Annotated in this window: 29 protein-coding genes and 1 riboswitch; of the genes, 24 read left to right on the top strand and 5 right to left on the bottom strand. The window is 68.3% G+C overall.

Features of this window, described 5'->3' with window-relative positions:
- From ruvX to LDQ05_RS03505, 3 genes are all read left to right on the top strand, one after another.
- Window positions 1-519, top strand: coding sequence for a Holliday junction resolvase RuvX (ruvX, locus tag LDQ05_RS03515; protein WP_226435513.1), 519 nt, complete (start codon window positions 1-3; stop codon window positions 517-519).
- Window positions 520-638: 119 nt separating this feature from the next.
- On the top strand, window positions 639-2210 hold the full coding sequence (locus LDQ05_RS03510; RefSeq protein ID WP_226435512.1) for an endolytic transglycosylase MltG: 1572 nt from the start codon (window positions 639-641) through the stop codon (window positions 2208-2210).
- Window positions 2200-3033, top strand: coding sequence for a shikimate dehydrogenase (locus LDQ05_RS03505; RefSeq protein ID WP_226435511.1), 834 nt, complete (start codon window positions 2200-2202; stop codon window positions 3031-3033). Before LDQ05_RS03510 ends, LDQ05_RS03505 begins: the two co-directional genes overlap by 11 nt.
- 30 nt (window positions 3034-3063) lie before the next feature.
- Here LDQ05_RS03505 and LDQ05_RS03500 read toward each other — a convergent pair whose 3' ends face one another.
- Both LDQ05_RS03500 and LDQ05_RS03495 read right to left on the bottom strand, forming a co-directional pair.
- Window positions 3064-3426, bottom strand: coding sequence for a DUF1622 domain-containing protein (locus tag LDQ05_RS03500; protein ID WP_226435510.1), 363 nt, complete (start codon window positions 3424-3426; stop codon window positions 3064-3066).
- Window positions 3427-3474: 48 nt separating this feature from the next.
- Window positions 3475-3771: an AMP-binding enzyme gene (locus LDQ05_RS03495; RefSeq protein ID WP_372461027.1), complete on the bottom strand. Its 297-nt coding sequence runs from the start codon at window positions 3769-3771 to the stop codon at window positions 3475-3477.
- 54 nt (window positions 3772-3825) lie between these two features.
- Between LDQ05_RS03495 and LDQ05_RS03490 the strand changes: the two genes are divergently transcribed.
- The 6 genes from LDQ05_RS03490 to LDQ05_RS03465 all read left to right on the top strand — a co-directional run bounded on the left by LDQ05_RS03490 (window position 3826) and on the right by LDQ05_RS03465 (window position 8419).
- On the top strand, window positions 3826-4218 hold the full coding sequence (locus LDQ05_RS03490) for a hypothetical protein (protein WP_226435509.1): 393 nt from the start codon (window positions 3826-3828) through the stop codon (window positions 4216-4218).
- A gap of 871 nt (window positions 4219-5089) precedes the next feature.
- The gene (locus LDQ05_RS03485; protein ID WP_226435508.1) at window positions 5090-5365 is read left to right on the top strand and encodes a hypothetical protein; all 276 of its coding nucleotides are present in this window, start codon (window positions 5090-5092) and stop codon (window positions 5363-5365) included.
- Between the two features lie 327 nt (window positions 5366-5692).
- Entirely contained in the window at window positions 5693-6244 is a 552-nt protein-coding gene (locus LDQ05_RS03480) for an NADPH-dependent FMN reductase (RefSeq protein ID WP_226435507.1), read from the top strand.
- 127 nt (window positions 6245-6371) lie between these two features.
- A complete protein-coding gene (locus LDQ05_RS03475) occupies window positions 6372-7169 on the top strand; it encodes an SDR family NAD(P)-dependent oxidoreductase (protein WP_226435506.1) in 798 nt (265 codons plus the stop codon).
- Between the two features lie 83 nt (window positions 7170-7252).
- A riboswitch (SAM riboswitch) is annotated at window positions 7253-7364 on the top strand.
- 26 nt (window positions 7365-7390) lie between these two features.
- A complete protein-coding gene (locus LDQ05_RS03470; protein WP_226435505.1) occupies window positions 7391-7801 on the top strand; it encodes a hypothetical protein in 411 nt (136 codons plus the stop codon).
- A 72-nt stretch (window positions 7802-7873) separates the two neighbouring features.
- Window positions 7874-8419, top strand: coding sequence for a hypothetical protein (locus LDQ05_RS03465; RefSeq protein WP_226435504.1), 546 nt, complete (start codon window positions 7874-7876; stop codon window positions 8417-8419).
- Window positions 8420-8516: 97 nt separating this feature from the next.
- Here the strand turns inward: LDQ05_RS03465 and LDQ05_RS19825 are convergent, their stop codons facing one another.
- Window positions 8517-9092, bottom strand: coding sequence for a LysE family translocator (locus tag LDQ05_RS19825; protein ID WP_226435503.1), 576 nt, complete (start codon window positions 9090-9092; stop codon window positions 8517-8519).
- On the opposite strand from LDQ05_RS19825, the gene LDQ05_RS19820 reads away from it, so the two are divergent.
- The 8 genes from LDQ05_RS19820 to aroB all read left to right on the top strand — a co-directional run bounded on the left by LDQ05_RS19820 (window position 8997) and on the right by aroB (window position 16465).
- Window positions 8997-9662 (top strand): hypothetical protein, encoded by a 666-nt coding sequence (locus tag LDQ05_RS19820; protein WP_226435536.1) that lies wholly within the window; start codon window positions 8997-8999, stop codon window positions 9660-9662. The genes LDQ05_RS19825 and LDQ05_RS19820 overlap by 96 nt on opposite strands.
- Window positions 9663-9709: 47 nt before the next feature.
- Window positions 9710-10576 carry an alpha/beta fold hydrolase gene (locus LDQ05_RS03450; protein ID WP_226435502.1) on the top strand — a complete coding sequence of 289 codons (867 nt, stop codon included), beginning with the start codon at window positions 9710-9712 and terminating at the stop codon, window positions 10574-10576.
- A gap of 27 nt (window positions 10577-10603) precedes the next feature.
- The gene (locus tag LDQ05_RS03445) at window positions 10604-11545 is read left to right on the top strand and encodes a 3-carboxyethylcatechol 2,3-dioxygenase (RefSeq protein ID WP_226435501.1); all 942 of its coding nucleotides are present in this window, start codon (window positions 10604-10606) and stop codon (window positions 11543-11545) included.
- 70 nt (window positions 11546-11615) lie between these two features.
- Window positions 11616-12869 (top strand): MFS transporter, encoded by a 1254-nt coding sequence (locus LDQ05_RS03440; RefSeq protein ID WP_226435500.1) that lies wholly within the window; start codon window positions 11616-11618, stop codon window positions 12867-12869.
- A 115-nt stretch (window positions 12870-12984) separates the two neighbouring features.
- Window positions 12985-13584: a prepilin peptidase gene (locus LDQ05_RS03435; RefSeq protein WP_226435499.1), complete on the top strand. Its 600-nt coding sequence runs from the start codon at window positions 12985-12987 to the stop codon at window positions 13582-13584.
- A 48-nt stretch (window positions 13585-13632) separates the two neighbouring features.
- Complete coding sequence (aroC, locus tag LDQ05_RS03430; protein WP_226435498.1) at window positions 13633-14820, top strand: chorismate synthase; 1188 nt, start codon at window positions 13633-13635, stop codon at window positions 14818-14820.
- A gap of 5 nt (window positions 14821-14825) precedes the next feature.
- Window positions 14826-15359: a shikimate kinase gene (locus LDQ05_RS03425; RefSeq protein WP_226435497.1), complete on the top strand. Its 534-nt coding sequence runs from the start codon at window positions 14826-14828 to the stop codon at window positions 15357-15359.
- Window positions 15356-16465 carry a 3-dehydroquinate synthase gene (aroB, locus tag LDQ05_RS03420; RefSeq protein WP_226435496.1) on the top strand — a complete coding sequence of 370 codons (1110 nt, stop codon included), beginning with the start codon at window positions 15356-15358 and terminating at the stop codon, window positions 16463-16465. Before LDQ05_RS03425 ends, aroB begins: the two co-directional genes overlap by 4 nt.
- A 60-nt stretch (window positions 16466-16525) precedes the next feature.
- On the opposite strand, the gene LDQ05_RS03415 is transcribed toward aroB, so the two are convergent.
- Window positions 16526-17119 (bottom strand): TIGR03086 family metal-binding protein, encoded by a 594-nt coding sequence (locus LDQ05_RS03415; RefSeq protein ID WP_226435495.1) that lies wholly within the window; start codon window positions 17117-17119, stop codon window positions 16526-16528.
- Between the two features lie 292 nt (window positions 17120-17411).
- Window positions 17412-17978, bottom strand: a complete 567-nt coding sequence (locus LDQ05_RS03410) for a B-4DMT family transporter (protein WP_226435494.1) — start codon at window positions 17976-17978, stop codon at window positions 17412-17414.
- Window positions 17979-18052: 74 nt separating this feature from the next.
- Between LDQ05_RS03410 and LDQ05_RS03405 the strand changes: the two genes are divergently transcribed.
- The 7 genes from LDQ05_RS03405 to LDQ05_RS03375 all read left to right on the top strand — a co-directional run bounded on the left by LDQ05_RS03405 (window position 18053) and on the right by LDQ05_RS03375 (window position 23846).
- The gene (locus LDQ05_RS03405; RefSeq protein WP_226435493.1) at window positions 18053-19150 is read left to right on the top strand and encodes a M24 family metallopeptidase; all 1098 of its coding nucleotides are present in this window, start codon (window positions 18053-18055) and stop codon (window positions 19148-19150) included.
- 34 nt (window positions 19151-19184) lie between these two features.
- Window positions 19185-19748, top strand: a complete 564-nt coding sequence (gene efp, locus LDQ05_RS03400; protein WP_226435492.1) for an elongation factor P — start codon at window positions 19185-19187, stop codon at window positions 19746-19748.
- Window positions 19749-20255: a transcription antitermination factor NusB gene (gene nusB, locus LDQ05_RS03395; protein WP_226435491.1), complete on the top strand. Its 507-nt coding sequence runs from the start codon at window positions 19749-19751 to the stop codon at window positions 20253-20255.
- A 188-nt stretch (window positions 20256-20443) separates the two neighbouring features.
- Window positions 20444-21043, top strand: a complete 600-nt coding sequence (gene pyrR / locus LDQ05_RS03390; RefSeq protein WP_226435490.1) for a bifunctional pyr operon transcriptional regulator/uracil phosphoribosyltransferase PyrR — start codon at window positions 20444-20446, stop codon at window positions 21041-21043.
- Window positions 21040-21981 (top strand): aspartate carbamoyltransferase catalytic subunit, encoded by a 942-nt coding sequence (locus LDQ05_RS03385; protein WP_226435489.1) that lies wholly within the window; start codon window positions 21040-21042, stop codon window positions 21979-21981. The genes pyrR and LDQ05_RS03385 overlap by 4 nt, the downstream gene beginning before the upstream one ends.
- A 29-nt stretch (window positions 21982-22010) precedes the next feature.
- Window positions 22011-23324, top strand: coding sequence for a dihydroorotase (locus tag LDQ05_RS03380; RefSeq protein ID WP_226435535.1), 1314 nt, complete (start codon window positions 22011-22013; stop codon window positions 23322-23324).
- A gap of 6 nt (window positions 23325-23330) precedes the next feature.
- On the top strand, window positions 23331-23846 hold the full coding sequence (locus LDQ05_RS03375) for a PH-like domain-containing protein (RefSeq protein WP_226435488.1): 516 nt from the start codon (window positions 23331-23333) through the stop codon (window positions 23844-23846).
- Window positions 23847-23912: the final 66 nt, after the last annotated feature.

Raw genomic sequence — 23912 nt, 5'->3', positions numbered from 1 at the left:
GTGGCGGAACTGCCGCACCCCGATCATCCCGGAACCGACGATCCCGGCCGCGGCCGCCGCATCGGCATCGATGTCGGCAGTGTCCGGATCGGGGTCGCCTCGTGCGACCCCGACGGGATTCTCGCCACGCCCGTCGAAACGGTGCCGCGGTCGAAGGATCGGGGACTCGACGCGCCCGACGTCCGGCGCATCGTCGGGATCGTTAGGGAATACGAAGCCGTTGAGGTTATCGTCGGGCTGCCGCAGACACTGCGCGGTGAGCCGGGCAAGGCGGCGAAACTGGCGAGCGAGTTCGCACGTCGCCTACGACGCAGCATGCCCGACGTTCCCGTGCGGCTGGCCGACGAACGATTCACCACGGTCACTGCGGCGCGTGCCCTACGCGAGAGCGGGGTGAGCGCGCGCGGCGCACGGCCGGTCATCGACCAGGCCGCTGCGGTCGCGATCTTGCAAGGTTGGTTGGACGAGCGGAGCGCGGCAGTGAACGAAGCGGATGGGGACGTGGGGGGAAGCCGTTGAGCCGACACGGGCGACACGACGGACATCAGGACGCGACCCGGCAGGGTCCGTTCGGCGGAGAACAGTCCCGCGAGGGGCCGGGGCGCCACGCCGGGGAGGCGGAAGAACCCACCACGGTCATGAGGTTCGGCAGCGGCGTGTTCGACGGGCCACCTCCGGACCGGCGTCACCCGGAGGAGTCCCGGGCGATCCGGGACCGTCACGCGTCGCAGGAGGCCACGCAGCAGTGGCACGCACCGCGGGAGTTCGCCGACGATCCCGGCGACGACGTGTACGACGGCGGCTACTCCTACGCGGCCCGCGATCGCGGCACGGAGCGGTACCACGATCCCGACGCGTACGACACCGATACCTTTCCGGCGTACGTACCGGATTCCGACGACACCGGCGACCCACCGCCTCGGGACGTCGAGGAGCGTGCCGCCGACGTGGCGACCGCCACCTCGGCCGGTGGATCCGCAGTCGCGTCGCGCGGACGAACGGGCCGGACGAAGGCGGCCCCGAAGAGCGTTCCTGCTGCGACGAACACCACGCCGAGCGCCGGGGCGAAACGGAAACGGCGCGGGCGCATCGTCGGTGTGCTCGCCGCGGTGGTGATGCTCGCGGTGTTCGCCGGCGGCGGCTACTTCGCGTACCAGCGGTACTTCTACGAACTCCCCGACTTCGACGGCCCGGCAGGCCCCGTCGCGATCGTGGAGGTCCACAGCGGTGACACGGCAGCGCAGATCGCCGGTGAGCTCACCGCCAAGGGTGTGGTCGCGAGTGCCGACGGTTTCTACAACGCGGCCGTCCAGAACCCGGGCATGAATGCGATGCATCCGGGTTTCTACGCGGTACCCACGAACCTGCCGGCCGTCGACGCCGTCGCCGAACTCGTCGATCCCGACAATCGGGTCGGTGCCCTCGTCGTCTCCGAGGGCCGTCAGCTCCACGACATCAGCGACGTGAACACCGGAGCGGTCCGCAAGGGCATCTTCACTCTCATCAGCGAGGCCAGCTGCTACGACGACGCGGGAACGACCCACTGCATCACATACGACGAGCTCGCGCAGGCTGCGGCCGGTCCCGATCTGGATGCGTTGGGGGTTCCGGACTGGGCGCGGGACGCGGTGTCGACGGTGCCCGACCCGGGACGTCAACTCGAAGGGTTGATCGCGGCCGGGAGCTGGAACTTCGATCCGAGCGCGTCGGCCACCGAGGTCCTGAACACACTCGTGACCGGAAGCTCCGCGCGGTACACCGACACCGGTATCACGGCGGCGGCGCAGAAGGTGGGGCTGACGCCGTACGAGTTGCTCGTGGCCGCATCGCTCGTCGAACGAGAAGCCCTGCCACCGGATTTCACCCGGGTCGCGCGTGTGATCCTCAACCGGTTGGCGATCGGCCAGATGCTGCAGTTCGATTCGACGGTCAACTACGCACTGGACGAGACGGAACTGGCGACCACGGACGAGGACCGCGCCCGTGTCACCCCGTGGAACACGTACGCGAGCCCCGGGCTACCGGCCACACCGATCTCGTCACCGAGCATCGGGGCACTCGAGTCCGTCGAGAACCCGGAGCCGGGCAGCTGGCTGTACTTCGTCACGATCGACGATCGGGGAACCACCCTGTTCGCCGACACCTACGAAGAACACCTCGTCAACACCGAACTTGCATTGGCGAACGGAATCCTCAACAGTGGCAGATGATCTCACGTCCCGGCCGCGAAAGGCGGCGGTACTCGGCAGCCCCGTCGCGCACTCGAAATCGCCGCTGCTGCACCTCGCGGCGTACCGGGCGCTCGGATTGACCGACTGGACGTACGACCGGATCGAGTGCACCGGCGACGACCTTCCGGGTCTCGTCGCCGGACTCGACGACGACTGGGTCGGACTGTCGGTGACGATGCCCGGCAAATTCGCGGCACTGGAGGTCGCCACCGAACGCACCGCCCGCGCGGTCACCATCGGCTCCGCGAACACCCTCGTGCGGACCGCCGATGGGTGGCGTGCCGACTGCACCGACGTCGACGGAGTCAGCGGTGCACTGGCGACGGTGGGCGTCACCGATCTGACCGGGAAACACGCCGTCGTCGTCGGCAGCGGCGGTACGTCCCGTCCGGCGATCGTCGCGCTCGCCGGCCTCGGCGCCCGCGAACTCACCGTCGTGGCACGGTCGCCGGAGCGGGCCGCGGAAACCTTCGACTGCGCGGAAGCGGTCGGTGCGCGGGCCACCTGGATGTCGTTCGACGATCCGGCTCTGGCCGACCGCTGCGCGGACGCGGGCGCACTGGTGTCGACGGTGCCGGCCCCGGCGGCCGCGCCGCACGCGCGGGCACTGGCCCGGGCACCGTTCGTGCTCGACGCGATCTACGATCCGTGGCCGACACCGCTCGCCTCGGCGGCGCAGACCCGCGGCAGCGTCGTCGTGTCCGGCCTGTACATGCTGCTGCACCAGGCGTTCGGTCAGGTCGAGCAGTTCACCGGACTGTCCGCCCCGCGCGCGGAGATGGCGCAGGCCATCGGGCTGTAGTTCCTCCCACGAGACGGCCGGGGCGGAGCATCACGCCCCGGCCGTCTCGTGCGTATCGGGTTTCTGCCACGGCCAGCGGCCGTCGATCTCGAGCTGGAGCGACCAGCTCAGGAACGTGCGGATCAGCACGATGACGGCCAGCACCCCCACCGACGTGAACGTGGGCGTGACGGCCACGGTCTTGATGATGTCCGCGGCCACGAGGAATTCGAGTCCCAGCAGGATCGACCGGCCCAGATTACGGCGGTACACGATATAGATCGGGGCGCCGACCTCGCGGCGCCGGGTGTCGTACGCGATCGCGGTCGACACGATCGCGCCGACGACGATGACGGTGACACCGACGATGTCTATGGCGGACCCCACGGTGTCCATCATTTCGGCGACGTTCACGCGCACTCCTTCCGTGACCACCCTCCGATTGTGGTCACGGCCGAACCGCTATGTCGTGGAATGCCGAGTAGACGCGTCCGTCACGACGACGACATCGTCGGATACGGCTTGTTCTCGCGCCCACCGGTAGTCGGCCTTGCCTGCAGGACTTCTGGCGATCTCGGGTTGGAAAACGACGGCCTTGGGCAGCTTGTATCGGGCCACCGACCGCGCCGCGTGCTCGACCACGTCGGCGGCGTCGAGTGTCGTACCGGCGGTGGGGACGACAATCGCCACGACCTCGTGCCCCCACCGTTCGTGCGGGCGTCCCGCGACGACGACGTCGACGACATGCGGATGCGACACGATCGCAAGTTCGGCACGAGCGCCCCGTCCCGGGGCTGACCCGGAGGATTCACGATGACTGTCATCGCCCGTTCGATCGTTCACGCCGACGCCGCGCTCTGCGGGTCGCACCACGACGGACACCGCGTCCACCACATCCGTGCGCTTCGCGCCCTGCAGGATCGAGACCTCGCTGTGCACGTGCTCGTCGAGATCGTCGACGAGAGTGTCGTGCAACTGTCCTGGGACGGACAACAATTCCAGTTCCGTCATCACGATGTCGACTCGATCGCCGATACCTTCGGCTCCGACGGCGAGGTGGGGGAGTGGATCCCGCGCTGGCGCGTGTTGGTCCTTCCCGGCAGAGGACCCGACGACCGAACCGTCTTCACGCTGAGCGATTCGGACCACTGGACGGCCTGCTCCGACGAGGCGTACACCCGTCCCGTGTCTCCTCGGGTCGCGTAGCGGTCGCTGGACTCGACTGCCGTATGCGTCGGTGCGTAGGGCGCCCTTCGCTGTCCGCGCGATTCACGAACCCGCCCCCGTCGAGATATCCGGGCAGGGGGCGATCGACCGGGCGTTGGAGCTGCGGAAACGGTTGCGGGATGCCGTGACCCGCCCGCTCTCCACCGCCGGTCGTACAGATCCCGGATCGCTTGGTCGACGGTATGTGAACGCAGAATCCGGTGACGGTGCCGGATCCGGCGTACGGGTGATTCGCAGTTCCGACCGCGCACATCGGGATGATGTTGACACCGCGGACGACGGGAGTGGCAGTCTCGATCGGATGTCGTACCGGAGGAAGGGGTCCGGGTCATCCGATGTCGGGATCCCGAGGGTCCACTTGGGCGGAACCCTCGGGCGGATCGAGTTCGAGCAGGTTGCCGACGGCTACGGCGGTCCCGCTCCGACGCGCCGACGATCGACTCCCGTGTGGTGGCCGCGGAAGGACTCCCGTGCCCGACGGCAATTCCTTCCCCGAATCACTTCGGGACACATCGCGGAGTTCCCGAAGATCCTCGCGCGACCGAAACCTGGGGGATCGACTACTCGCGCTCGGCGTCGGACCGGTTGTGCAGGCGCAGGAATGGGACGATTCCGGCAGCGGTCGGGCTCCCGTCCCATTCCGGCTGGACTCGAACACGCCGCCGTGCAACGCCCGTTGGGCTCGAGCACATTGGCACGGCCCGCTGTGGGTAACCGTGCGATGCTGAAGTAACAAACCGAAAGTTCGGTTTGATATCGGACTGCGGCCTCGGGGTTGAGTGCGGCCAGACGTCCACGCAGGGTCGGTCCGTCGGAATTCAACGGACGCAGCCGAATTCGGGAGGAATGTATGACCACGACAGCAGGGATCTCATACGATCCCGGAGTCGAGACCGAAGTCCGGGAGTGGTTCCGTGAGCTGGGCACGACGGTTGCCAGCGGTGACCTCACCGGTATGCCTGCCGACGCGGTTGATTCGGCGCGGTCCTGGTTCGCCAGCGGACTCTCCTGGGTGATGATCGCGTGCGGAATTGTCTGTGCCCTCGGTGCGCTGATCGCCTTCGCCACTATCAGAAAGTCGGACATGCTGACAGGCGAGGGTGAACTCGCCGAGGCGAGCTCATGACATTTCACGAGTCGAACCCACGCACTGTGCCCGACCGGTGCCGACCCGGAGGACACCGTTGAGTACCGTGAGCAGCGGCACCCGGCTTTCACCCATGACCTCTCCAGTGGCATTCCTCAACCGATCGACGGGGTCGGCTACCGGGATTCTGTGGTGCACGGTCATGAAGCCGGTTCCACACAGTCGACGCCACCGAGCGCGGCAGGGCTGGACCGGATCGCCGCCAGGGGAACACTTTCGGCCGTCACCTCGCGTCCCGTCGGGTTCCATCTCCGAACAGTTCCGAAGATTCCGCAGAGAAGATTCCGCAGAAAGGACGGTGCCCCAGTGACCGGCCCCCTGATCCTGCTCGTTTCCGGGTCATTGCGTGAAGGATCGATCAACAGCGCAGCGATCCGCACGGTAGCCGCCCAACTCGCCGCCGACGTAGACGTCACCGTGTACGACGAAATGGGTGTGCTGCCCCACTTCACCCCCGACGTCGAAGCCACGGCCCTGCCGGAAGTCGTTGCGCGTCTGCGCAGGAGCATCGAAGGCAGTGATGCGGTCCTGATCTGTACCCCCGAGTACGCGGGTGCTCTTCCCGGTTCCTTCAAGAATCTGCTGGACTGGACGGTGGGTGGAATGGAGATCGTCGGTAAGCCCACAGCCTGGATCAACGTGTCGGCGAACGCCACCGGAGCAGCGGGCGCACACTCGTCGCTCGAGACCGTCCTGGCATACACGGGAGCCGACATCATCGACGACGCATGCCGTCATATTCCTCTGGCCGCCTCGGATCTCTCGGCCGACGGACTGGTGAGCACACCCGACGCGGTCGACGAGCTCCGATCGGTGGCTCTCACCCTCCTGGAACGGGCGCGACAGAAGCAGGACTGAGGAGAGGTGGGCCCGGCAGCCGAATCGACGTCGGCCGGAGAAGCGGATCGGAATGTGCGGTCGGACACGTCGAGTCGTAACGACGTTGATACTGTAAGCGCATCGGTATGGAGTGGGGGGGTGGGCGGTGGATCTCGGACTCGGGAATGCGGCAGCGGTGGTCGTCGGTGGAACACGCGGCATGGGATTAGCCACTGTCCGGTGCCTAGCCGAGGAGGGGGCGCGCGTCGCGGTGATCGGGCGCACCGAAGCGGGTGTCGCCGCTGCCGTCGACGATCTCGCCGGCCGGGGCAGTCCCGATGCGGTGGGTCTGGTCGCGGATGTGCGTGACGGTGCCCGCGTCGAATCGGTGTTCGCGGACCTGGCTGCACGATGGGGCGGTGAACTCAACGTTCTCGTCAATGCGGTCGGTCCGGACGTGCAGGGCAGTTTCGATGTCCTCACCGACGATCGGTGGCGTGACGCCGTCGACGACGGTGTCCTGTCGATGGTCCGTTGTGTCCGCGCGGCCCTACCGATGCTGCGCGGTGCACAGTGGGGGCGCATCGTGAATTTTTCCGCGCAATCGACACAGCGCCAGAGTGTTTCGCTTGTCGCATACACCGCAGCAAAAGCGATGGTGGTCAGTGTCTCGAAGAACCTGTCGTTGCTGCTCGCCGGCGACGAGATTCTCGTCAACGTCGTCTCGCCCGGCACGGTCGTCACCCCGTCCCTGGTCGGGTGGGCCGCATCCGTGGGCGTCGAGTCGGACGATCCGTATCGGCTGATGGAACTGATCGGTGCGCAATACGGTCACGCCGCGCAACTTCCGCGCGCGGGCCGGCCCGAGGAGATCGGTGCGGTCGTGACGTTCCTGGTGTCGCGCCGCAACTCGTACATGACCGGGGCGAACGTCAACGTCGACGGAGGCTCGGACTTCACCTGACCCGTGCCCCGGATGAGGGGGGCGGATTCGGGTCAGGGTGGTCGATGTACCGATAGCCGGCGGGGCGGGGTAGAGTGGCGGTGCTTCACGAATTGCCGTCGCCAAGCCCCGACTGGACGGCATGCCAACCCCACGCTCGCGGGTGGCTCGGGTGACGAAGCGGTCCGAGCCGACCGGCTCGGGCACGAGCGCCCCACCCGGGGCCGGCCCGGAGGAACACGATGATCCACACCACCGTTTCGACCGTTCGTACCGCCGCATCCACGTGCAACCTGCACCACGACGGGCATCACATCCACGATCTCCGCGGAAAACATGCCCTGTCGGACCGCGACCTCGCGGTGCACGTCCTCGTCGACGTAACCGACCAGGAAATTCAACTGTCCTGGGATGGAAAACAATTCGGGTTCCGGCATCACGATGTCGACGCGATCGCGGAGGCGGTACGTGTCGGCGGCGACATCGGGGAATGGATTCCGCGATGGCGTGTGCTGATCCTGCCCGGCGCGAACCCGGATCGACACACCGTGTTCACGCTGTGCGATCCCGAGTACTGGACCCCGTGCACCGGCGAGCCGGACGCGCCGCGCCGAGTGCTGCATCGTCCGGCGGTATCGCTACGCTGCCGGTGACCGACGACGAGGGGGCGTGGCCGAATGGGGCGGTACGAATGGGAATCCGGAACGATAGAGCTGCCACCGGGTGTGGCGCCGGGGTTGCGGCGTGTCCTCGACGACGTGGTGGACGAGGCCCGTCGGCTCGTCGTCGACGAGTACCGTTCCGTGCGTGAAAATCTCGGGATGATGCCCCAGGGCAAACGGACCGCCGCATTGCAGTCGATCTACGCCATACCGTACGGCGACCGGGAGGCGGCGCGACGCGCGGTCGCACGGATGTCGGCGGAAGGCTTCGTTCGCAGGCATGGGGGACGGCTGCTCTCCGACATCGAGATCACCGGCGAACTACAGGCCTCCGGGCCGTGCGACTCACAATGGTCGGAGCGAGGTTTCACACTCACGCTCGTCGACGACCGCACACTCGAATGGGTTGTGGACAAGGATAGTTGGGCACGTCGGCGAGCCGACGGCACGGCGTTGGCGGCGGCCGCCATCGAGTTCCTCGGCGCGGTGCAGTGGACACCCGGCACCGGTGGTGTGATCACCGGCAACGACGAATGCAACAGTGACAACAACGGACCTTGTCCGGACTATGTCACGCGCAGATTCGGTCCGGTGGGCGAGAACGCGTAGCCGGGCCGATTCTCTCGGGTCGTTTCCCGCAGAGGGGAACCCTGTGGGGAACAGGGCGAATGCCGTGTGAACTGCCGGGGCGCCGGTGTCGGTGCTGTCAGGCGACCAGACGTTCGACCAGCAGAACGACGCCCAGTGCGACCATCACGATCCCGGACACTGTGCTCACAACCCGCGCGGCGGCGGCGGGGCGGGCCCGCAGAACGACGCGGGCTCCGGTTCCCACCCCGGTGTAGACGACTGCGCATCCGATTGTGTGCACCAGCCCGAGCATCAGGATCTGCATCGGCAGCGGCCACCCGCTGTTCGCGTCGGTGAACTGCGGCAGCAATGCCACGAACAGCAGCAGCACCTTCGGGTTCAAGCCGCTCACACCCAGCCCGGCGAGTGCCTCCCGGGCCGGTGACGTGGGGACCGGGTCCTGCGCGGCCTGCACGGACTGCGCCGGTTGCGTCAGCATTTTCGCTCCCAGCCACAGCAGATACACCGCTCCTGCTGTGGTCAGCACCGTCATGAGGGCCGGGGTGCGCGCGACCAGTGCCGCCACGCCCGCCGCCACGATCGCGGTCATGAGAAGGTGACCCGACAGCATGCCGCCGATCGCGGGCAGCACCGTCCGATGTCGCAGGCCGGCAGCGATCGCGTATGCCCAGTCCGCACCGGGTGTCAGCACGAACAGGAACGACACCGCTACACCCGCGGAGTCCTCGCCGACCCGACGACCCAGGAACCCGGCCGGGCCGCCGCGAAACTCACGAGCCGGCTCGTCCCGATCGTCACCGCCAACAACCGGACCTCGCCGGTCGGCGTCCAGTTCCCGCAGCCCCGCGTCACCACCCGGGACGCCTCGGACGCACTGCTCGACGACGTCGTCGGCAACTGGTGGTCGGTCCTCGTGTGGGGCAACGACCCCACGGATCTGCTGTCGGAGACCGAACTCGGGAAACTCGAGGCACTCGGGGCCCGGCTCGTCGCGATCGTGCCGGAGAACCAGCGTGAATGGACCGAACGGTCCGCCGACCCCCGGGTCCTGGTCCTGGGTGACCACACCGGCCGGTTCAAGGAATGGTTCGACGACCGGCCCACCCCCATCGTCTTCCTGCGACCGGACCGTTTCGTCGCAGGCGCGTGCCTGGCCCAGCACGCCCCGGCCACACTCGACGCGATCCTCGAATCCATGCACTTCACCGGCCGCCCGGCCTCCGACCGTACCCGGCCGGAACTTGCGCAAGCCGGACTGTGAACCGCCCCCCGGCCTCATCCGCCACCATCGCACCCCAGGACATCCCCATGACGCCCACCGTTGCTGTTCCCGACTACACCACCGACGAGTTCTTCGGACTCGAGGACCGCTGGCTGCCCACCGCCGACGGTGAACTGACCCACTACCACGAACTCGGAACGAGCACCCCGATCCTGTTCCTCCACGGATCCGGGACCGGCGTGACCGCCGCCGCGAACTGGTGGCTGAACCTGCCCGAACTGAGCCGCCACGGCCGCTGCATCGCGATCGACTCGATCGGATACGGACAGACGGTCGTCGCCGACGGCACCGCCTACGGCATCAAGGAGTGGGTCCGCCACGCCGTGCGGGTACTCGACGCGCTGGGCATCGAGAAGACCTGGATCGTCGGCAACTCCCTCGGTGGATGGCTGGCCTTCCAGTTCGCGCTGGACTTCCCGGAGCGGTTGCTGGGCGTCGTGTCGATGGGAACCGGCGGAGCCAAGCTCACCGGTGCGCTCGCCGGGCACTCCAACCCCGTGCTGACCGAGGAAGGCATCCGCAAAACCCTCGAGATGTTCGTCGTCGACACCTCGCTCGTCACCGACGAACTCGTCGCACTGCGGTACCGGGCAGCGCTGAACGACACCGCCTCCGACCGCCTCGCCGAGGTCGTCGCAGCGCGGGACCGGGACCGCTACGAACTTCCCCTGGATTTCGATGCCCTCGCCCACCTCGACATTCCGGTTCTGCTGATCCACGGTGTGCAGGACGTGGTGATCCCCGTCTCGCGTACCTGGGACCTGCTCAACGTCGTCCCGAACGCCGACGCCTGCATCTTCAGCCAGTGCGGTCACTGGTCGCAGGTCGAACGCGCGGTCGAGTTCAACGAGATCGTCGGCAACTGCCTGACCCGTCACGCCGACGCACGCTGACCCGCGACCACCGGAGGGAGACCGCAAATGCCCCAGGCACTCCTGTGTATGTCCCACAGCCCGCTGCTCGATCACGCCGACCCGCCGGAAGACGTCGTGCAGGCCGTCCAGGACGCGTTCGAACACGCCCGCACCTTCACCCGCGAATTCGACCCCGACATCGTCGTCAACTTCGGGCCGGACCACTTCAACGGGTTCTTCTACGACCTGATGCCGCCGTTCTGTATCGGATACAAGGCACACGGGTCCGGTGACTACGATTCGTACGCAGGCGAACTCGACGTTCCCGAGGCGACCGCGGAGGACCTCGCGCAGTTCGTCATGGATCGTGGGATCGATGTTGCGATCTCCCGCCGGATGGAGGTCGACCACGGTGCGGTGCAGCCCATGGAGATCCTCCACGACGGCAACGTGGCCGCCCGGCCCGTCCTGCCGACCTTCGTGAATTCCGTTGCGCGGCCGTTCGCCCCGATGGAACGGGTGCGCCGATTCGGGGCGGCGGTGGGGGAGTACTTCCGCGACCGCGACGAACGTGTCCTGTTCATCGGCTCGGGTGGACTGTCGCACGACCCGCCGGTCCCGCAGTACCCGACCGCCACCGAAGCGCAGCGTGAATTCCTCACCGCAGGAAGACATCCCACTGCCGAAGCGCGCGCGGCGCGACAGGCCAACACGATCGCGACGGCACGGCGTTTCGCGGCCGGGGAAGCCGACATCATGGACCTGAACCCGGAGTGGGACCGCGAGTTCCTCGCGGTGTGCGCGTCGGGTCGCGTGACCGATTTCGACCGGTACACCGCGGACGGCATGGATGCGGTCGCAGGCCACTCCTCCCACGAGGTACGCACCTGGGTTGCGGCCTACTCGGCTCTGCGTGCCTGCGGGGACTACCGCGTGACCTACGAGTTCTACCGCCCGATCAAGGAGTACATCGCCGGGTTCGCCGTCACCACCGCACACCTGCGCTGATTGCACCACACACGCTCCGACGCACGCCCCGCCCACCGAAACCCGACCCGAAGGCTCACGGCGCGCGCTCGTGTCGAGCTTCCTCGGATCCACCGTCGAGTACTACGACTTCCTCCTCTACGGTTCCGCCGCCGGACTGGTCTTCCCGACCCTCTTCTTCCCCGAAACGATGGATCGGGGACTCGGCGCGACCCTGTCGTTCGTCATCCTGCTCACCGGCTACATCGCCCGGCCCATCGGTGGTGTGCTGTTCGGGCACTTCGGTGACCGGTTCGGCCGCAAGAACGTCCTGTTCATCACCTTGATGATGATGGGTCTGGTGTCGGTGTGCATCGGCTTCATGCCGACCTACGCGACGATCGGTATCGCCGCACCGCTGATCCTGGTGGTGCTGCGCGTGATCCAGGGCATTGCGGTCGGTGGGGAATGGGCGGGTGCCACGCTCATGGCAGCCGAACACGACCACGACCGGAACCGTGGGCTCGCGGCGTCGGTCGCGGTCGCGGGCGGGCCGAGCGGCGCGGTCCTGGCGACCCTCGTCCTCGGACTGTTCGCGGGTCTTCCCGACGATGCCTTCCTCAGCTGGGGTTGGCGAATCCCGTTCCTGCTGTCGGCGTCGCTGGTGATCATCGGTCTCTACATGCGCTACCGGGTGACCGAGTCCCCGGACTCCCCAGCCGCACGTGCGGCTGGGGAACTGCACACCGGTGTGCCGTTGATGCGGGTGCTCCGCAAGTACCCGCGCTCGACGGTCATCGGGATCCTCGCGGGTGCGGCGCCGCTGTTCATCCAGGCGTTGCTGGCGGTGTGGGTCGTTCCGTTCGTCGCCGAGCAGGGTGTGGTGTCGCGGCAGGACGCGCTCTACATGCTGACCTTCTCGAGTTTCCTGCACATCTTCGCGATCCTGTTCTTCGCGTGGCTGTCGGACCGGTTCGGGCGCCGACCGGTGATGCTCGCCGGTGCGGTCGTGTCCGTCGTGCTCGTGTTCCCCATGTTCGCGTTGCTCCAATCGGACAACTTCTGGGCGGTGGCACTGGGCTTCGTGGTGGGCAACGTGGTGATCCAGGCGTCGATGTACGGGCCGATCGGTGCGTTCCTGGCCGAGAAGTTCGAGACCGGTGACCGCTACACCGGACTGTCGCTGACCTATCAGGGTGCATCGCTGGTCGGTGCGGGTGCTGCCCCGCTCATGGCCAACTGGCTCGTCGGTCTGGGTGCCGGCGGTACCGGCAACATCGCGTGGTACTTCATCGGGATGGTTGCGGTGGCTGCGCTGGCGATCTACCTGTCGCCGGAGACACGGACGCTCAGCCGCGTGTCCTGAGGGCCGAGCCCTCACGGTCGTCGAGGTTGTCCACAACCGCCCGGTTCGTCCACAGAAAACCCGATCCCCGATCCCGGGTGTGGAAACCGGGTGGATTCTCCGGCACGCTGCGCACATGATCCTCGTGATGTGCGCAGCGGCAGCCGGTTTCCTCGCAGGAACCGGTGCCCGCACCGTCGGTGCCCGGTTCGCGGGCCGGCCCCCGATCCGGGGTACCTGTGAGGTGGCGTGTGCCGTCGGCGCGGCAGGTGCGGCGCTGACCGCATCACCGGCGACGGCCCTCGCGCTGTTCGCCCTGACCTGGTGGTGCGTGTGCCTGAGCGCCGTCGACCTGCTCGCCCGTCGCCTCCCCGATGCCCTGACGGTGCCCGGCGCACTCGTCGTCGCGGGTGTCGCGGCGACTGCGGGACAGGGCCGGGCCGCGCTTGCCGGTGCGGCACTGCTCGCGGTGCCGATGCTGCTGGCGCATCTTCTCTCTCCACGATCGCTGGGGGCCGGCGACGTGAAACTGGCGTTCGGTGTGGGCGCGGTCGCAGGCATCACGGGACCGGTCGCGTGGATGCTCGTCGCGCTCGTCCCGCCACTGCTCACCGCTGCGGTGGGGCTGGTGGTTCGGGTGAGGCGATGGGGGAGTCCGGAAGCCCGGCCCGTACTGATTCCCCACGGCCCGTCCATGTGCGCGGTCACCGCACTCGCGGTGCTCGTCGCCGCCTGACCGGACCACTGTCACAGCGGCCCTGCCGGGCATGGAAGGATATGCGTTGTGCTGCGCTGGATAACTGCTGGAGAATCCCATGGTCCCGCCCTCGTCGCGATGCTCGAGGGGATGATCGCCGGTGTCGAGGTGACATCGAACGACATTTCGGAGCAGCTCGCGCGCCGTCGACTCGGCTACGGGCGCGGTGCCCGCATGAAGTTCGAGGCCGACAAGGTCACGATCATCGGTGGCGTCCGCCACGGCCTGACACTCGGCGGCCCCGTCGCCGTCGAGATCGGCAACACCGAATGGCCCAAGTGGGAAACCATCATGTCCGCCGACCCGGTCGACGCGGACGAACTCGCCGGTCAGGCGCGTAACGCCCCGCTGACCCGCCCCCGCCCCGGACACGCCGACTTCGCGGGCATGCTCAAGTACGGATTCGACGACGCCCGGCCCGTGCTCGAACGTGCCAGCGCCCGCGAAACCGCGGCACGAGTCGCCGCGGGCACCGTCGCCCGCAACTTCCTGCGCCAACTGTTCGGCGCCGAGGTCGTCTCCCACGTCATTTCCATCGGTGCCTCCGACCCCTACACCGGTGTCGAACCGACCGCCGACGACCTCGCAGCCATCGATGCGAGCCCGGTCCGTGCCTTCGGCAAGGCCGCCGAAGAGTCGATGATCGCCGAGATCGAAGCGGCCAAGCGTGACGGTGACACCCTCGGTGGTGTCGTCGAAGTCGTCGTCCACGGTCTGCCCATCGGTCTGGGCTCGTTCATCAGCGGCACCGACCGCCTCGACGCGCGCCTCGCGGCGGCACTGATGGGCATCCAGGCGATCAAGGGTGTCGAGGTCGGCGACGGATTCGAAACCGCGCGCCGGCGAGGCAGTGCCGCACACGACGAGATGAAGCCCGGACCCGACGGTGTGCTGCGGTCGACGAACCGCGCCGGCGGCGTCGAAGGCGGCATGACCAACGGTGAGGCACTGCGTGTGCGCGCCGCGATGAAGCCGATCTCCACGGTGCCGCGTGCCCTGTCCACCGTCGACATGAGCACCGGTGACGAAGCGGTCGCGATCCATCAGCGTTCCGACGTGTGCGCCGTGCCCGCGGCCGGTGTCGTCGCGGAAGCCATGGTTGCGCTCGTCGTGGCCCAGGCGGCACTCGAGAAGTTCGGTGGCGATTCGCTCGCCGAGACCGTCGGGAACGCAGACCGCTACCTGTCGGGCATCGCGGCGCGTCCGCCGCGGTGACCTCCATGGCACCGCGTGCAGTCCTGATCGGCCCGCCGGGGGCGGGCAAGTCGACCATCGGCAAGAGGGTCGCGCAGGCACTGGACGTCCCGCTGCTCGACACCGACGTCGAGATCGAGCGGACCACGGGGCGCACCATCCCGGAGATCTTCACGCGAGACGGCGAACCCGAGTTCCGGCGGATCGAGGAGCAGGTCGTCGCGGACGCGCTCGCCACCCACGACGGGGTGGTGTCGCTGGGCGGCGGCGCGATCCTCTCCGAGCGCACGCGGAGACTGCTGGCCGGTCACGTCGTGGTGTACCTGGAGATCAGTGTCGCGGAGGGCTTGCGGCGGACCGGTGCGAACACGAACCGGCCGTTGCTCAACGGCGGGGACCCCGCGCAGAAGTACCGCGATCTGATGCGCCGACGCAGGCCGCTGTACCGGCAGTCGGCCACCATCCGGGTCCGGACCGACGGTCGGAGCCCGGCCCGTGTAGTCCAGCAGGTGATCGCAAAACTCGAGTCAGCACAACAGGATCGGAGCAGCACACCGTGAGCGAACCGGTACGTATCGACGTGGCCACCGCCCAGCCCTATCCGGTGATCATCGGCAGGGGCCTGCTCGGTGATGTGGTGACGGAACTGTCCGGCACCCGAACCGTGGCGATATTCCACCAGCCCACCTTGACCGCGACAGCCGAGGCGGTCCGGGAGGCGTTGGCCGAGACCGGTATCGACGCCCACCGCATCGAGATCCCGGACGCCGAGGACGGCAAGGATCTGGCGGTCGCGGGATTCTGCTGGGAGGTGCTCGGGCGGATCGGGCTGACGCGATCCGACGCGGTGATCGGGCTCGGCGGCGGTGCCGCCACCGATCTCGCCGGGTTCGTGGCCGCCACGTGGATGCGTGGCGTGCGGGTCTACCACATTCCGACGACCCTGCTGGCGATGGTGGATGCCGCGGTGGGCGGCAAGACGGGGATCAACACCGAGGCCGGCAAGAACCTCGTCGGTTCGTTCCACGAGCCGTCCGCGGTGTTCGTCGACCTCGCGACCCTCGAGACGGTCCCGCGCAACGAGATCATCGCGGGTCTGGCCGAGGTCATCAAGACCGGGTTCATCGCCGACCCGATGATCCTCGAACTGATCGAGGAGGACCCGGAGGCAGCGCTCGATCCCACCGGAACGGTCCTTCCGGAGCTGATCCGTCGATCGGTGGAGGTCAAGGCGAAGGTCGTCGCGTCCGACCTGCGGGAATCGAACCTGCGCGAGATCCTCAACTACGGGCATACCCTCGGTCACGCCATCGAACGACGGGAACGTTACCGGTGGCGTCACGGCGCGGCCGTGTCCGTCGGGCTGGTGTTCGCTGCCGAACTCGGCCGGCTCGCGGGCCGGCTCGACGACACCACCGCGGAACGGCACCGCACGATCCTCGAGGCGGTGGGCCTGCCCACGACCTACGACCCGGACGCGTTCACGGACCTGCTCGCCGGGATGCAGACCGACAAGAAGAACCGTGCCGGCCTGCTGCGGTTCGTCGTCCTGGACGGACTGGCCAGACCGGGCCGCCTCGAGGGCCCCGATCCGTCGCTGCTGGCCGCGGCGTACTCGGAGGTGGCTCGGCAGGGTAGGGCGGACGCGGGAACCGTGCTGCTCTGACCGCGTGACCGTCCCCGACGCCGCGGGCGACGGCCGGTGGGCACGTTCGCCCGGGCACCGTCACCGGCGCACGGGTGACCAGGCGGGATCGCGGCCGGTCAGCGCGAGCAGTCGATCCCACGCCGTCGCGTCGGCCGCGACCGGCACGACCGGCCCGAACAGTCCGCCGGCGGTGCGTTGCTCGTCGGTGATCGGCTCGGCGAACGCCGTGCACGCGGCGATCTCGTCCGGCGTGCAGCGATAGGTCTGATCGGTGGCGACAGCGAGATCCCAGCCGTGTACGACCAGTTCGTCGAGCGCGACGAGACCCGCCGCCGCGGCGGGGAATTCGAGACCGCCGGCGCGGGTCGTGCCGGTCCACGCGGACGGCTCGGCCCAGGCCCGCGCCAACGCCGTCAATGCGGGTCGTGCCGAGTCGCGCCAGTCATCGGGCAACGCGTCGGCCGAGGGCCTCGGTGGGTGATCGGTCAGCGGGCCGAAATCCTTGCGCGCGGCGGCCTCGAATGCCGTGGCCAGCCCGAGCACATGATCGAGGACGGCGGCGACGGTCGCGTCGGCGCACGGCGTGGGACCGGTGAGTTGGTGCGCGCGGATACCCTCGACTATTCCCGCGACGCGCGCGGCGGCGGGCAACAGATCCAGCATCTCGGTCATCGATGTCTCCTGCCTCCCAGGGGGGTGGACGTCACCGATACCGACTCGTGCGGGGCCCGGAACTGAGCGCGGGGCCCGGGCGCGCCGATCAGGTCGACGGCGTGGGCGTGGAAGCCGTCGCGTCGCGGACGCGACCGTGGACGGCGTGCACGTGCAGCCCGGGGCGTTCGGCGACCCGGTCGACCGAGAACGAGGAATCGGACGCGGAACAACCCTATCGTCACCTCCACGGTCGACCACTGTCGATCGATGGGTGAGGATAGGGTTGTACAGGCGATTCCGGGTGGACGTGTCAGCGGTCGGTGCGGTCGGAGTCGGTCCCGACCGCGGGGAAGGTCTCGGTGGGCGCATCGTCGTCGCGCCACGTCGGGTCCGCGGCGCCACCGGCGCCCATGAGCGCCGGTTCGGGTTCCGGGGCCACCTCCTTCGTCCCGCGCTGCTCGCGGCCCACGAAGAACCTGCCCAGGGCGACCGCCGCAGTCGCGGGGAGGAACACCAGCAGCACGGTGAACGCCGCACCGGAGGTCAGCTCGAAGAACAGCGACTTCACGCCGACGGGGATGGACGTCACGGTGTCGATCAGCCAGGTCGCCGCCCCGCCGATCAGTCCGGTGACCGCTCCCGCGGCCAGCCAGCGCATCGTCAGGTCGGTGCCGTCATCGGGGTCGGGGTTCGCACGGCGGTCGCGGATCCCGTCGATCCCTGCCCACACGAATGCTGCGAGCACGACGATCACGAATCCGGTCCAGCGCATCAGTGAGCCCTGCAACGGCCACTGGACGAGAGCGGCACCGAGGAGGACACGCACCACGGTGTGGACCAGGGCGAGTCCCAGTCCGCGAAGCAACCAGGGTTTCATGTACGTGAGCGTAACGGCAATTGTTCCCGATGTGTGTCCGGGCCCACATGCTGGTCGCGCGGTACGTTCGACACATGCCCGCCGATCACGCCTCCCGCCGCATGGCGCTGCGCGCTGCGCTCGCCGACCGTGGCCTCGATGCCCTCCTGGTCACCGACCTCCTCAACATCCGGTACCTCACCGGATTCACCGGTTCGAACGCCGCACTCCTCGTCGTGGCGGTCGACGACGCCGACGAATCCGGAACGGTCGTCTGCACCGACGGCCGGTATCTGTCGCAGATCGCCGAGCAGGTGCCGGATCTGCGCGCCGAGATCGGTCGGGCATCCGCCGCGCACCTGGTCGCCGCGCTCGGCGGTGCCCGCTCGCGATGGGGCTTCGAGAGTCACGTTGTCACCGTCGACGAACGGGCCCGCTGGGACGGTCTCGACTCGGCGGTCGAGTTCGTCGCTGCGCCGGGTCTCGTCGAACAGCTGAGGATGGTCAAGGACGAACACGAGATCACGTTGTTGACGTCTGCGTGCGCCGCCGCCGACCGTGCCCTCGCCGATCTCGTCGCCGCCGGTGGGCTGCGACCCGGCCGAACCGAACAGCAGGTGGCTCGTGACCTCGAGTGGCGCATGTTCGAGCACGGAGCCGACGGTATCGCCTTCGAGACGATCGTCGCGGCCGGCGCGAACTCGGCGATCCCGCACCACCGGCCGACCGGGGCGGTGCTGGCGAGCGGCGACTTCGTCAAACTCGACTTCGGTGCGCAGATCGGTGGCTACCACTCCGACATGACCCGCACCTACGTCCTCGACCGGGTCTCCGACTGGCAGCGCGACGTGTACGACCTGGTCCTGCGCGCGCAGCGGGCCGGGCGTGAGGCGTTGGCGCCCGGCGTCGCGTGCGCGGACGTCGACGCGGCCGCGCGCACGGTGATCGCCGATGCGGGGCACGGTGAGCTGTTCCTGCACGGACTCGGGCACGGTGTGGGGTTGGAGATCCATGAAGCGCCCGGAATCGGCGCGGCGGCGCCCGGTACACTTGTCGCCGGTGCGGCGGTGACCGTCGAACCGGGCGTGTACTTCGCGGGGCGCGGTGGCGTGCGGATCGAGGACACGCTCGTGGTGCGGGAGCAGACACCTGAGCTGCTGACACTCACCGACAAGACATTGACCGTCGTCTGAGGGCGGTCCCCCGACTCTAGGAGACACGAAGTAAGTGGCTGACACCAGTGATTTCAAGAACGGTCTCGTTCTGAAGATCGACGGCCAGCTCTGGCAGATCATCGAGTTCCAGCACGTGAAGCCGGGTAAGGGCCCCGCGTTCGTCCGGACGAAGATCAAGAACGTGACCTCGGGCAAGACTGTCGACAAGACGTGGAACGCCGGTGTCAAGGTCGAGACCGCGACGGTCGATCGCCGCGACATGACGTACCTCTACAACGACGGCACCGACTACGTCTTCATGGACGGCGAGACCTACGATCAGATCTCGATCACGCCCGAGTTGCTCGGTGACGGCGCGAAGTTCCTGCTCGAGAACATGGCGGTGCAGGTCGCGACCCACGAGGACCAGCCGCTGTTCGTCGAGCTTCCCGTCACCGTCGAGCTCGAGGTCACCCAGACCGATCCGGGTCTGCAGGGCGACCGGTCCACCGGCGGCACCAAGCCCGCGACCCTCGAGACCGGCGCCGAGATCCAGGTCCCGCTGTTCATCAACATCGGCGACAAGCTCAAGGTCGATTCCCGCGACGGCAACTACCTCGGGCGAGTGAACTCCTGAGTGTCCGGAACACAGAAGAAACTCGGAGCACGACACAAGGCGCGTAAGCGCGCCGTCGATCTGCTGTTCGAGGCCGAGGCCCGCGACACCCATCCCGCCGACCTCGCGGCCGATCGGGTCGAGCTCGCGGTCCGCGACGACCAGGTGGCGCCCGTCCCCGCGTACACGCAGACGATCGTGGCGGGCGTGGCGGATCACCTCGACGAGGTCGACCGCACGATCGCCGATCATCTGCACGACTGGACGCTCGAGCGGCTGCCGGCGGTGGACCGGGCGATCCTGCGGATCGCGGTGTGGGAGTTGTTCCACACCGTCGACGTTCCCCCCGTCGTCGCCGTCGACGAAGCCGTCGAGCTCGCCAAGCAGTTGTCGACGGACGACTCACCCGCCTTCATCAACGGGGTGTTGGGTCAGATCGTCGCGCTCGCGGACCAGGTCCGGGCGGCCGCCGCCGCGACGACGGTCGATTCCCGGCCCGACGCTCCCGCAGATCCCGAGCGGCGCTGACGCCCCGCAGATCGGACGTCGAGACGACCCGGCGGGCCCGCCCGGACACGCTCCGGGCGGACCCGTCTCTCTTGTGTTGCGGTTCACCTGTGAACGATCGGGGTCGGTGACCGCGCCGCTGCTAGGCTGGATGACCGTCAGGCATCCTTTAACGATCCGTCCCGTGAGGCGGAGAAGGAGGTCGCTGCATGGCCGTGTCCGAGGACGGGTCGACAGCTTCATCATCTGCACCGCCGGCCCGCGAGTTGCTCTCGGCAGCCGACGTCAACCGCACCATTGCGCGCATTGCGCACCAGGTCATCGAGAAGACCGCGCTCGACGCCGAGCGTGACGCCCCCCGCGTCGTCCTGCTGGGTATCCCCACCCGCGGGATCGCGTTGGCCCAGCGGCTCGCCGACCGGATCGAGGACTTCTCCGGAGTGCGGGTGCCCGTCGGCTCGCTCGACATCACCCTCTACCGTGACGACCTGCGCACGAAACCCCACCGGCCCCTCGAGCGCACCTCGGTGCCGGACGGCGGTGTCGACCACGCTCTCGTTGTCCTCGTCGACGATGTGCTGTTCTCCGGGCGCTCCGTCCGTGCTGCACTCGATGCGCTGCGCGACCTCGGGCGCCCCACATCCGTCCAACTGGCGGTCCTCGTCGATCGTGGCCACCGCGAGCTACCGCTGCGCGCCGATTACGTGGGCAAGAACGTGCCCACCGCGCGCACCGAGGACGTGCGGGTGTTGCTGAGCGAACACGACGGGCGTGACGCCGTGGAGATCTCGGGAGGCAAGACCCTGTGAAGCACCTGCTCTCCATCGCGGACCTGAATCGGGATTCCGCGATCGAGCTACTCGACGACGCCGAACGGTTCGAGCAGGCGCTGCTCGGTCGTGAGGTGCGTAAGCTCCCGACGCTGCGCGGTCGCACTGTCATGACGGTGTTCTTCGAGAACTCCACCCGCACCCGCGTGTCCTTCGAGGTCGCCGGCAAGTGGATGAGCGCGGACGTCATCAACGTCTCCGCCTCCACGTCGTCGGTGAAGAAGGGCGAGTCGCTGCGCGACACCGCCCTGACGCTGCACGCCGCCGGCGCCGACGCCCTGATCGTTCGGCATCCCGCATCGGGCGCAGCGAACCGCATCGCACACTGGACGAACGAGACCGGAACCGGCCCCGCGGTGATCAACGCCGGGGACGGCACCCACGAACACCCCACCCAGGCGCTCCTCGACGCCCTCACTCTGCGACAACGACTCGGGTCGATCGACGGCCGCCGCATCGGCATCGTCGGGGACATCCTGCACAGCCGCGTCGCCCGCTCGAACGCGTTGCTGCTGAGCATGCTCGGTGCCGAGGTCGTCCTCATCGCGCCGCGCACCCTGCTGCCCGTCGGCGTCGAGACATGGCCGGTGACGGTCGCGGACTCCCTCGACGCCGAACTACCGGCCCTCGACGCGGTGATGATGCTGCGCGTACAGGCGGAACGCATGAACGGCGGTTTCTTCCCCTCTCCACGCGAGTATTCGATCCGGTACGGACTGAGCGAGAAGCGGGCCGCGATGTTGCCCGACCACGCGGTGGTGCTGCACCCGGGACCGATGCTGCGCGGCATGGAGATCGGATACCCGGTTGCCGACGCCCCCCGCACGGCCGTTCTGCAGCAGGTCACCAACGGTGTGCACGTGCGTATGGCGGTGCTCTTCCGGCTTCTCGTCGGCACCGAAGGGACTCTTTCGTGACCACCACCCGAGGAACAGGAGACACAGCGGTGTCGTCGCAGGTGCTCATCCGAAACGCCCGGCCCTACGGCGAGGGCGATCCCGTCGACGTGCTGCTCGGGGACGAGCAGATCCTCGCGATCGGCGCCGATGTTGCTGCGCCCACCGACGCTGTGGTCATCGACGGCGCCGGGCAGATCCTGCTGCCGGGATTCGTCGACCTGCACACGCACCTGCGCGAACCGGGCCGCGAGGACACCGAGACCATCGACAGCGGCTCCGCCGCGGCGGCACGGGGCGGTTTCACGGCGGTGTTCGCGATGGCGAACACCGATCCGGTCGCCGATTCGGCGGTGATCACCGACCATGTGTGGCGGCGCGGCCGGGAGGTCGGCCTCGTCGACGTCCATCCGGTCGGTGCGGTCACGGTCGGGCTGGGCGGGACCCAACTCGCGGAGATGGGCGCGATGGCCGCCGGTGTCGGGCAGGTCCGGATGTTCTCCGATGACGGCAAGTGCGTGTCCGATCCGTTGCTGATGCGGCGCGCGCTCGAGTACGCGAGTTCGCTCGGCGTGCTGATCGCGCAGCACGCGGAGGAACCGCGGTTGACGGACGGGGCGGTCGCACACGAAGGACCGACTGCGGCGCGACTGGGGTTGGCGGGATGGCCCCGCGCGGCCGAGGAATCGATCGTGGCGCGGGACGCGCTGCTGGCCCGCGATGCCGGTGCGCGCGTGCACATCTGCCACGCATCCACGGCCGGGACGGTCGAGCTCGTGAAATGGGCGCGGACGCAGGGGATTGCGATCAGCGCTGAGGTCACCCCGCATCATCTGTTGCTCGACGATTCGCGTCTGGAGACGTACGACGGGATCAACCGGGTCAATCCGCCCCTGCGGGAACGGTCCGATGTGGAGGCGCTGCGTCGAGGCCTGGCGGACGGTGTTCTCGACTGCGTCGCCACCGATCACGCGCCGCACGCCGAGCAGGACAAGTGCTGCGAGTTCTCGCAGGCACGACCGGGCATGCTCGGACTCGAGACAGCACTGTCGATCGTGATCGAGACGATGGTGCGACCGGGCCTGCTGGACTGGCGTGGTGTCGCGAAGGTGATGAGCGAACGTCCCGCACAGATCGTCGGGCTCGACGATCAGGGCCGCCCGCTCGAGGTCGGCGAGCCCGCGAACATCGTGTTGGTCGATCCGGACGCGGAGTGGATCGTGCGCGGACACGACTTCGCGAGCATCTCCCACAACACCCCGTACGAGGACATGACGCTGCCCGGTCGCGTGACCGCGACGGTGCTGCGGGGCCGGATCACCGCCCGCGACGGCAACGTGTTCCCGCTCGACGGAGGACGGTGATCACCGATGGATCGTGCTCTGCTCACCCTCGGGTTCCTGCTGCTGTGGGTCGTGCTGGTCCTGCTGATGTGGAAGGGCTGGCGTGGCCGGGCCCGGCGACAGGCAGATGTCGTCGGTGCACTCCCGGCGGTTCCCGCCGAACTCGGAGACGAGTTGATCGCGCCGAGCACCGGCCTGTACGTGGGAAGCACGCTGGCACCCAGTTGGCAGGACCGGATCGCTGTCGGGGATCTCGGACACCGTGCTGCGGCGGAGCTGAGCAGGTACAGCCGCGGCATCCTGCTGGAACGATCCGGCGAGACGCCCGTGTGGATCCCGCAGGAGTCGATCCGTGCCATCCGCACCGAACGCGGTCTCGCCGGGAAGGTGATGAGCAAGGACGGCGTGCTGGTCATCCGGTGGGAACTGCCCAGCGGCACCGAGATCGACACCGGATTCCGCGGCGACGACAAGTCGGTGTACCCGGCGTGGACCGCGCCGCCGCGCGGTGGGCGTGACGAGGACGGCGTCGAGGACGCCTGAGACGAAGAAGACGATGAAGACGACGAAGAAGATGCTTTCGGATACGACACGCGAGAACTCAGCCCG

Source organism: Rhodococcus yananensis (assembly GCF_020515525.1).
Lineage (GTDB): Bacteria > Actinomycetota > Actinomycetes > Mycobacteriales > Mycobacteriaceae > Rhodococcus > Rhodococcus yananensis.
This window is presented reverse-complemented; position numbering and strand designations above follow the sequence as displayed.

Excerpts from the sequence above, each read along its gene's own strand:
- LDQ05_RS03405 (WP_226435493.1), top strand. The coding sequence starts at position 18,053 with ATGCCCGCCGATCACGCCTCCCGCCGCATGGCGCTGCGCGCTGCGCTC.
- LDQ05_RS03435 (WP_226435499.1), top strand. The coding sequence starts at position 12,985 with ATGATCCTCGTGATGTGCGCAGCGGCAGCCGGTTTCCTCGCAGGAACC.
- LDQ05_RS03375 (WP_226435488.1), top strand. The coding sequence starts at position 23,331 with ATGGATCGTGCTCTGCTCACCCTCGGGTTCCTGCTGCTGTGGGTCGTG.
- LDQ05_RS03485 (WP_226435508.1), top strand. The coding sequence starts at position 5,090 with ATGACCACGACAGCAGGGATCTCATACGATCCCGGAGTCGAGACCGAA.
- LDQ05_RS03470 (WP_226435505.1), top strand. The coding sequence starts at position 7,391 with ATGATCCACACCACCGTTTCGACCGTTCGTACCGCCGCATCCACGTGC.
- pyrR (WP_226435490.1), top strand. The coding sequence starts at position 20,444 with ATGGCCGTGTCCGAGGACGGGTCGACAGCTTCATCATCTGCACCGCCG.
- LDQ05_RS03410 (WP_226435494.1), bottom strand. The coding sequence starts at position 17,978 with ATGAAACCCTGGTTGCTTCGCGGACTGGGACTCGCCCTGGTCCACACC.
- LDQ05_RS03450 (WP_226435502.1), top strand. The coding sequence starts at position 9,710 with ATGACGCCCACCGTTGCTGTTCCCGACTACACCACCGACGAGTTCTTC.
- LDQ05_RS03425 (WP_226435497.1), top strand. The coding sequence starts at position 14,826 with ATGGCACCGCGTGCAGTCCTGATCGGCCCGCCGGGGGCGGGCAAGTCG.
- LDQ05_RS03490 (WP_226435509.1), top strand. The coding sequence starts at position 3,826 with ATGACTGTCATCGCCCGTTCGATCGTTCACGCCGACGCCGCGCTCTGC.
- LDQ05_RS03445 (WP_226435501.1), top strand. The coding sequence starts at position 10,604 with ATGCCCCAGGCACTCCTGTGTATGTCCCACAGCCCGCTGCTCGATCAC.
- LDQ05_RS03510 (WP_226435512.1), top strand. The coding sequence starts at position 639 with ATGAGGTTCGGCAGCGGCGTGTTCGACGGGCCACCTCCGGACCGGCGT.
- LDQ05_RS03415 (WP_226435495.1), bottom strand. The coding sequence starts at position 17,119 with ATGACCGAGATGCTGGATCTGTTGCCCGCCGCCGCGCGCGTCGCGGGA.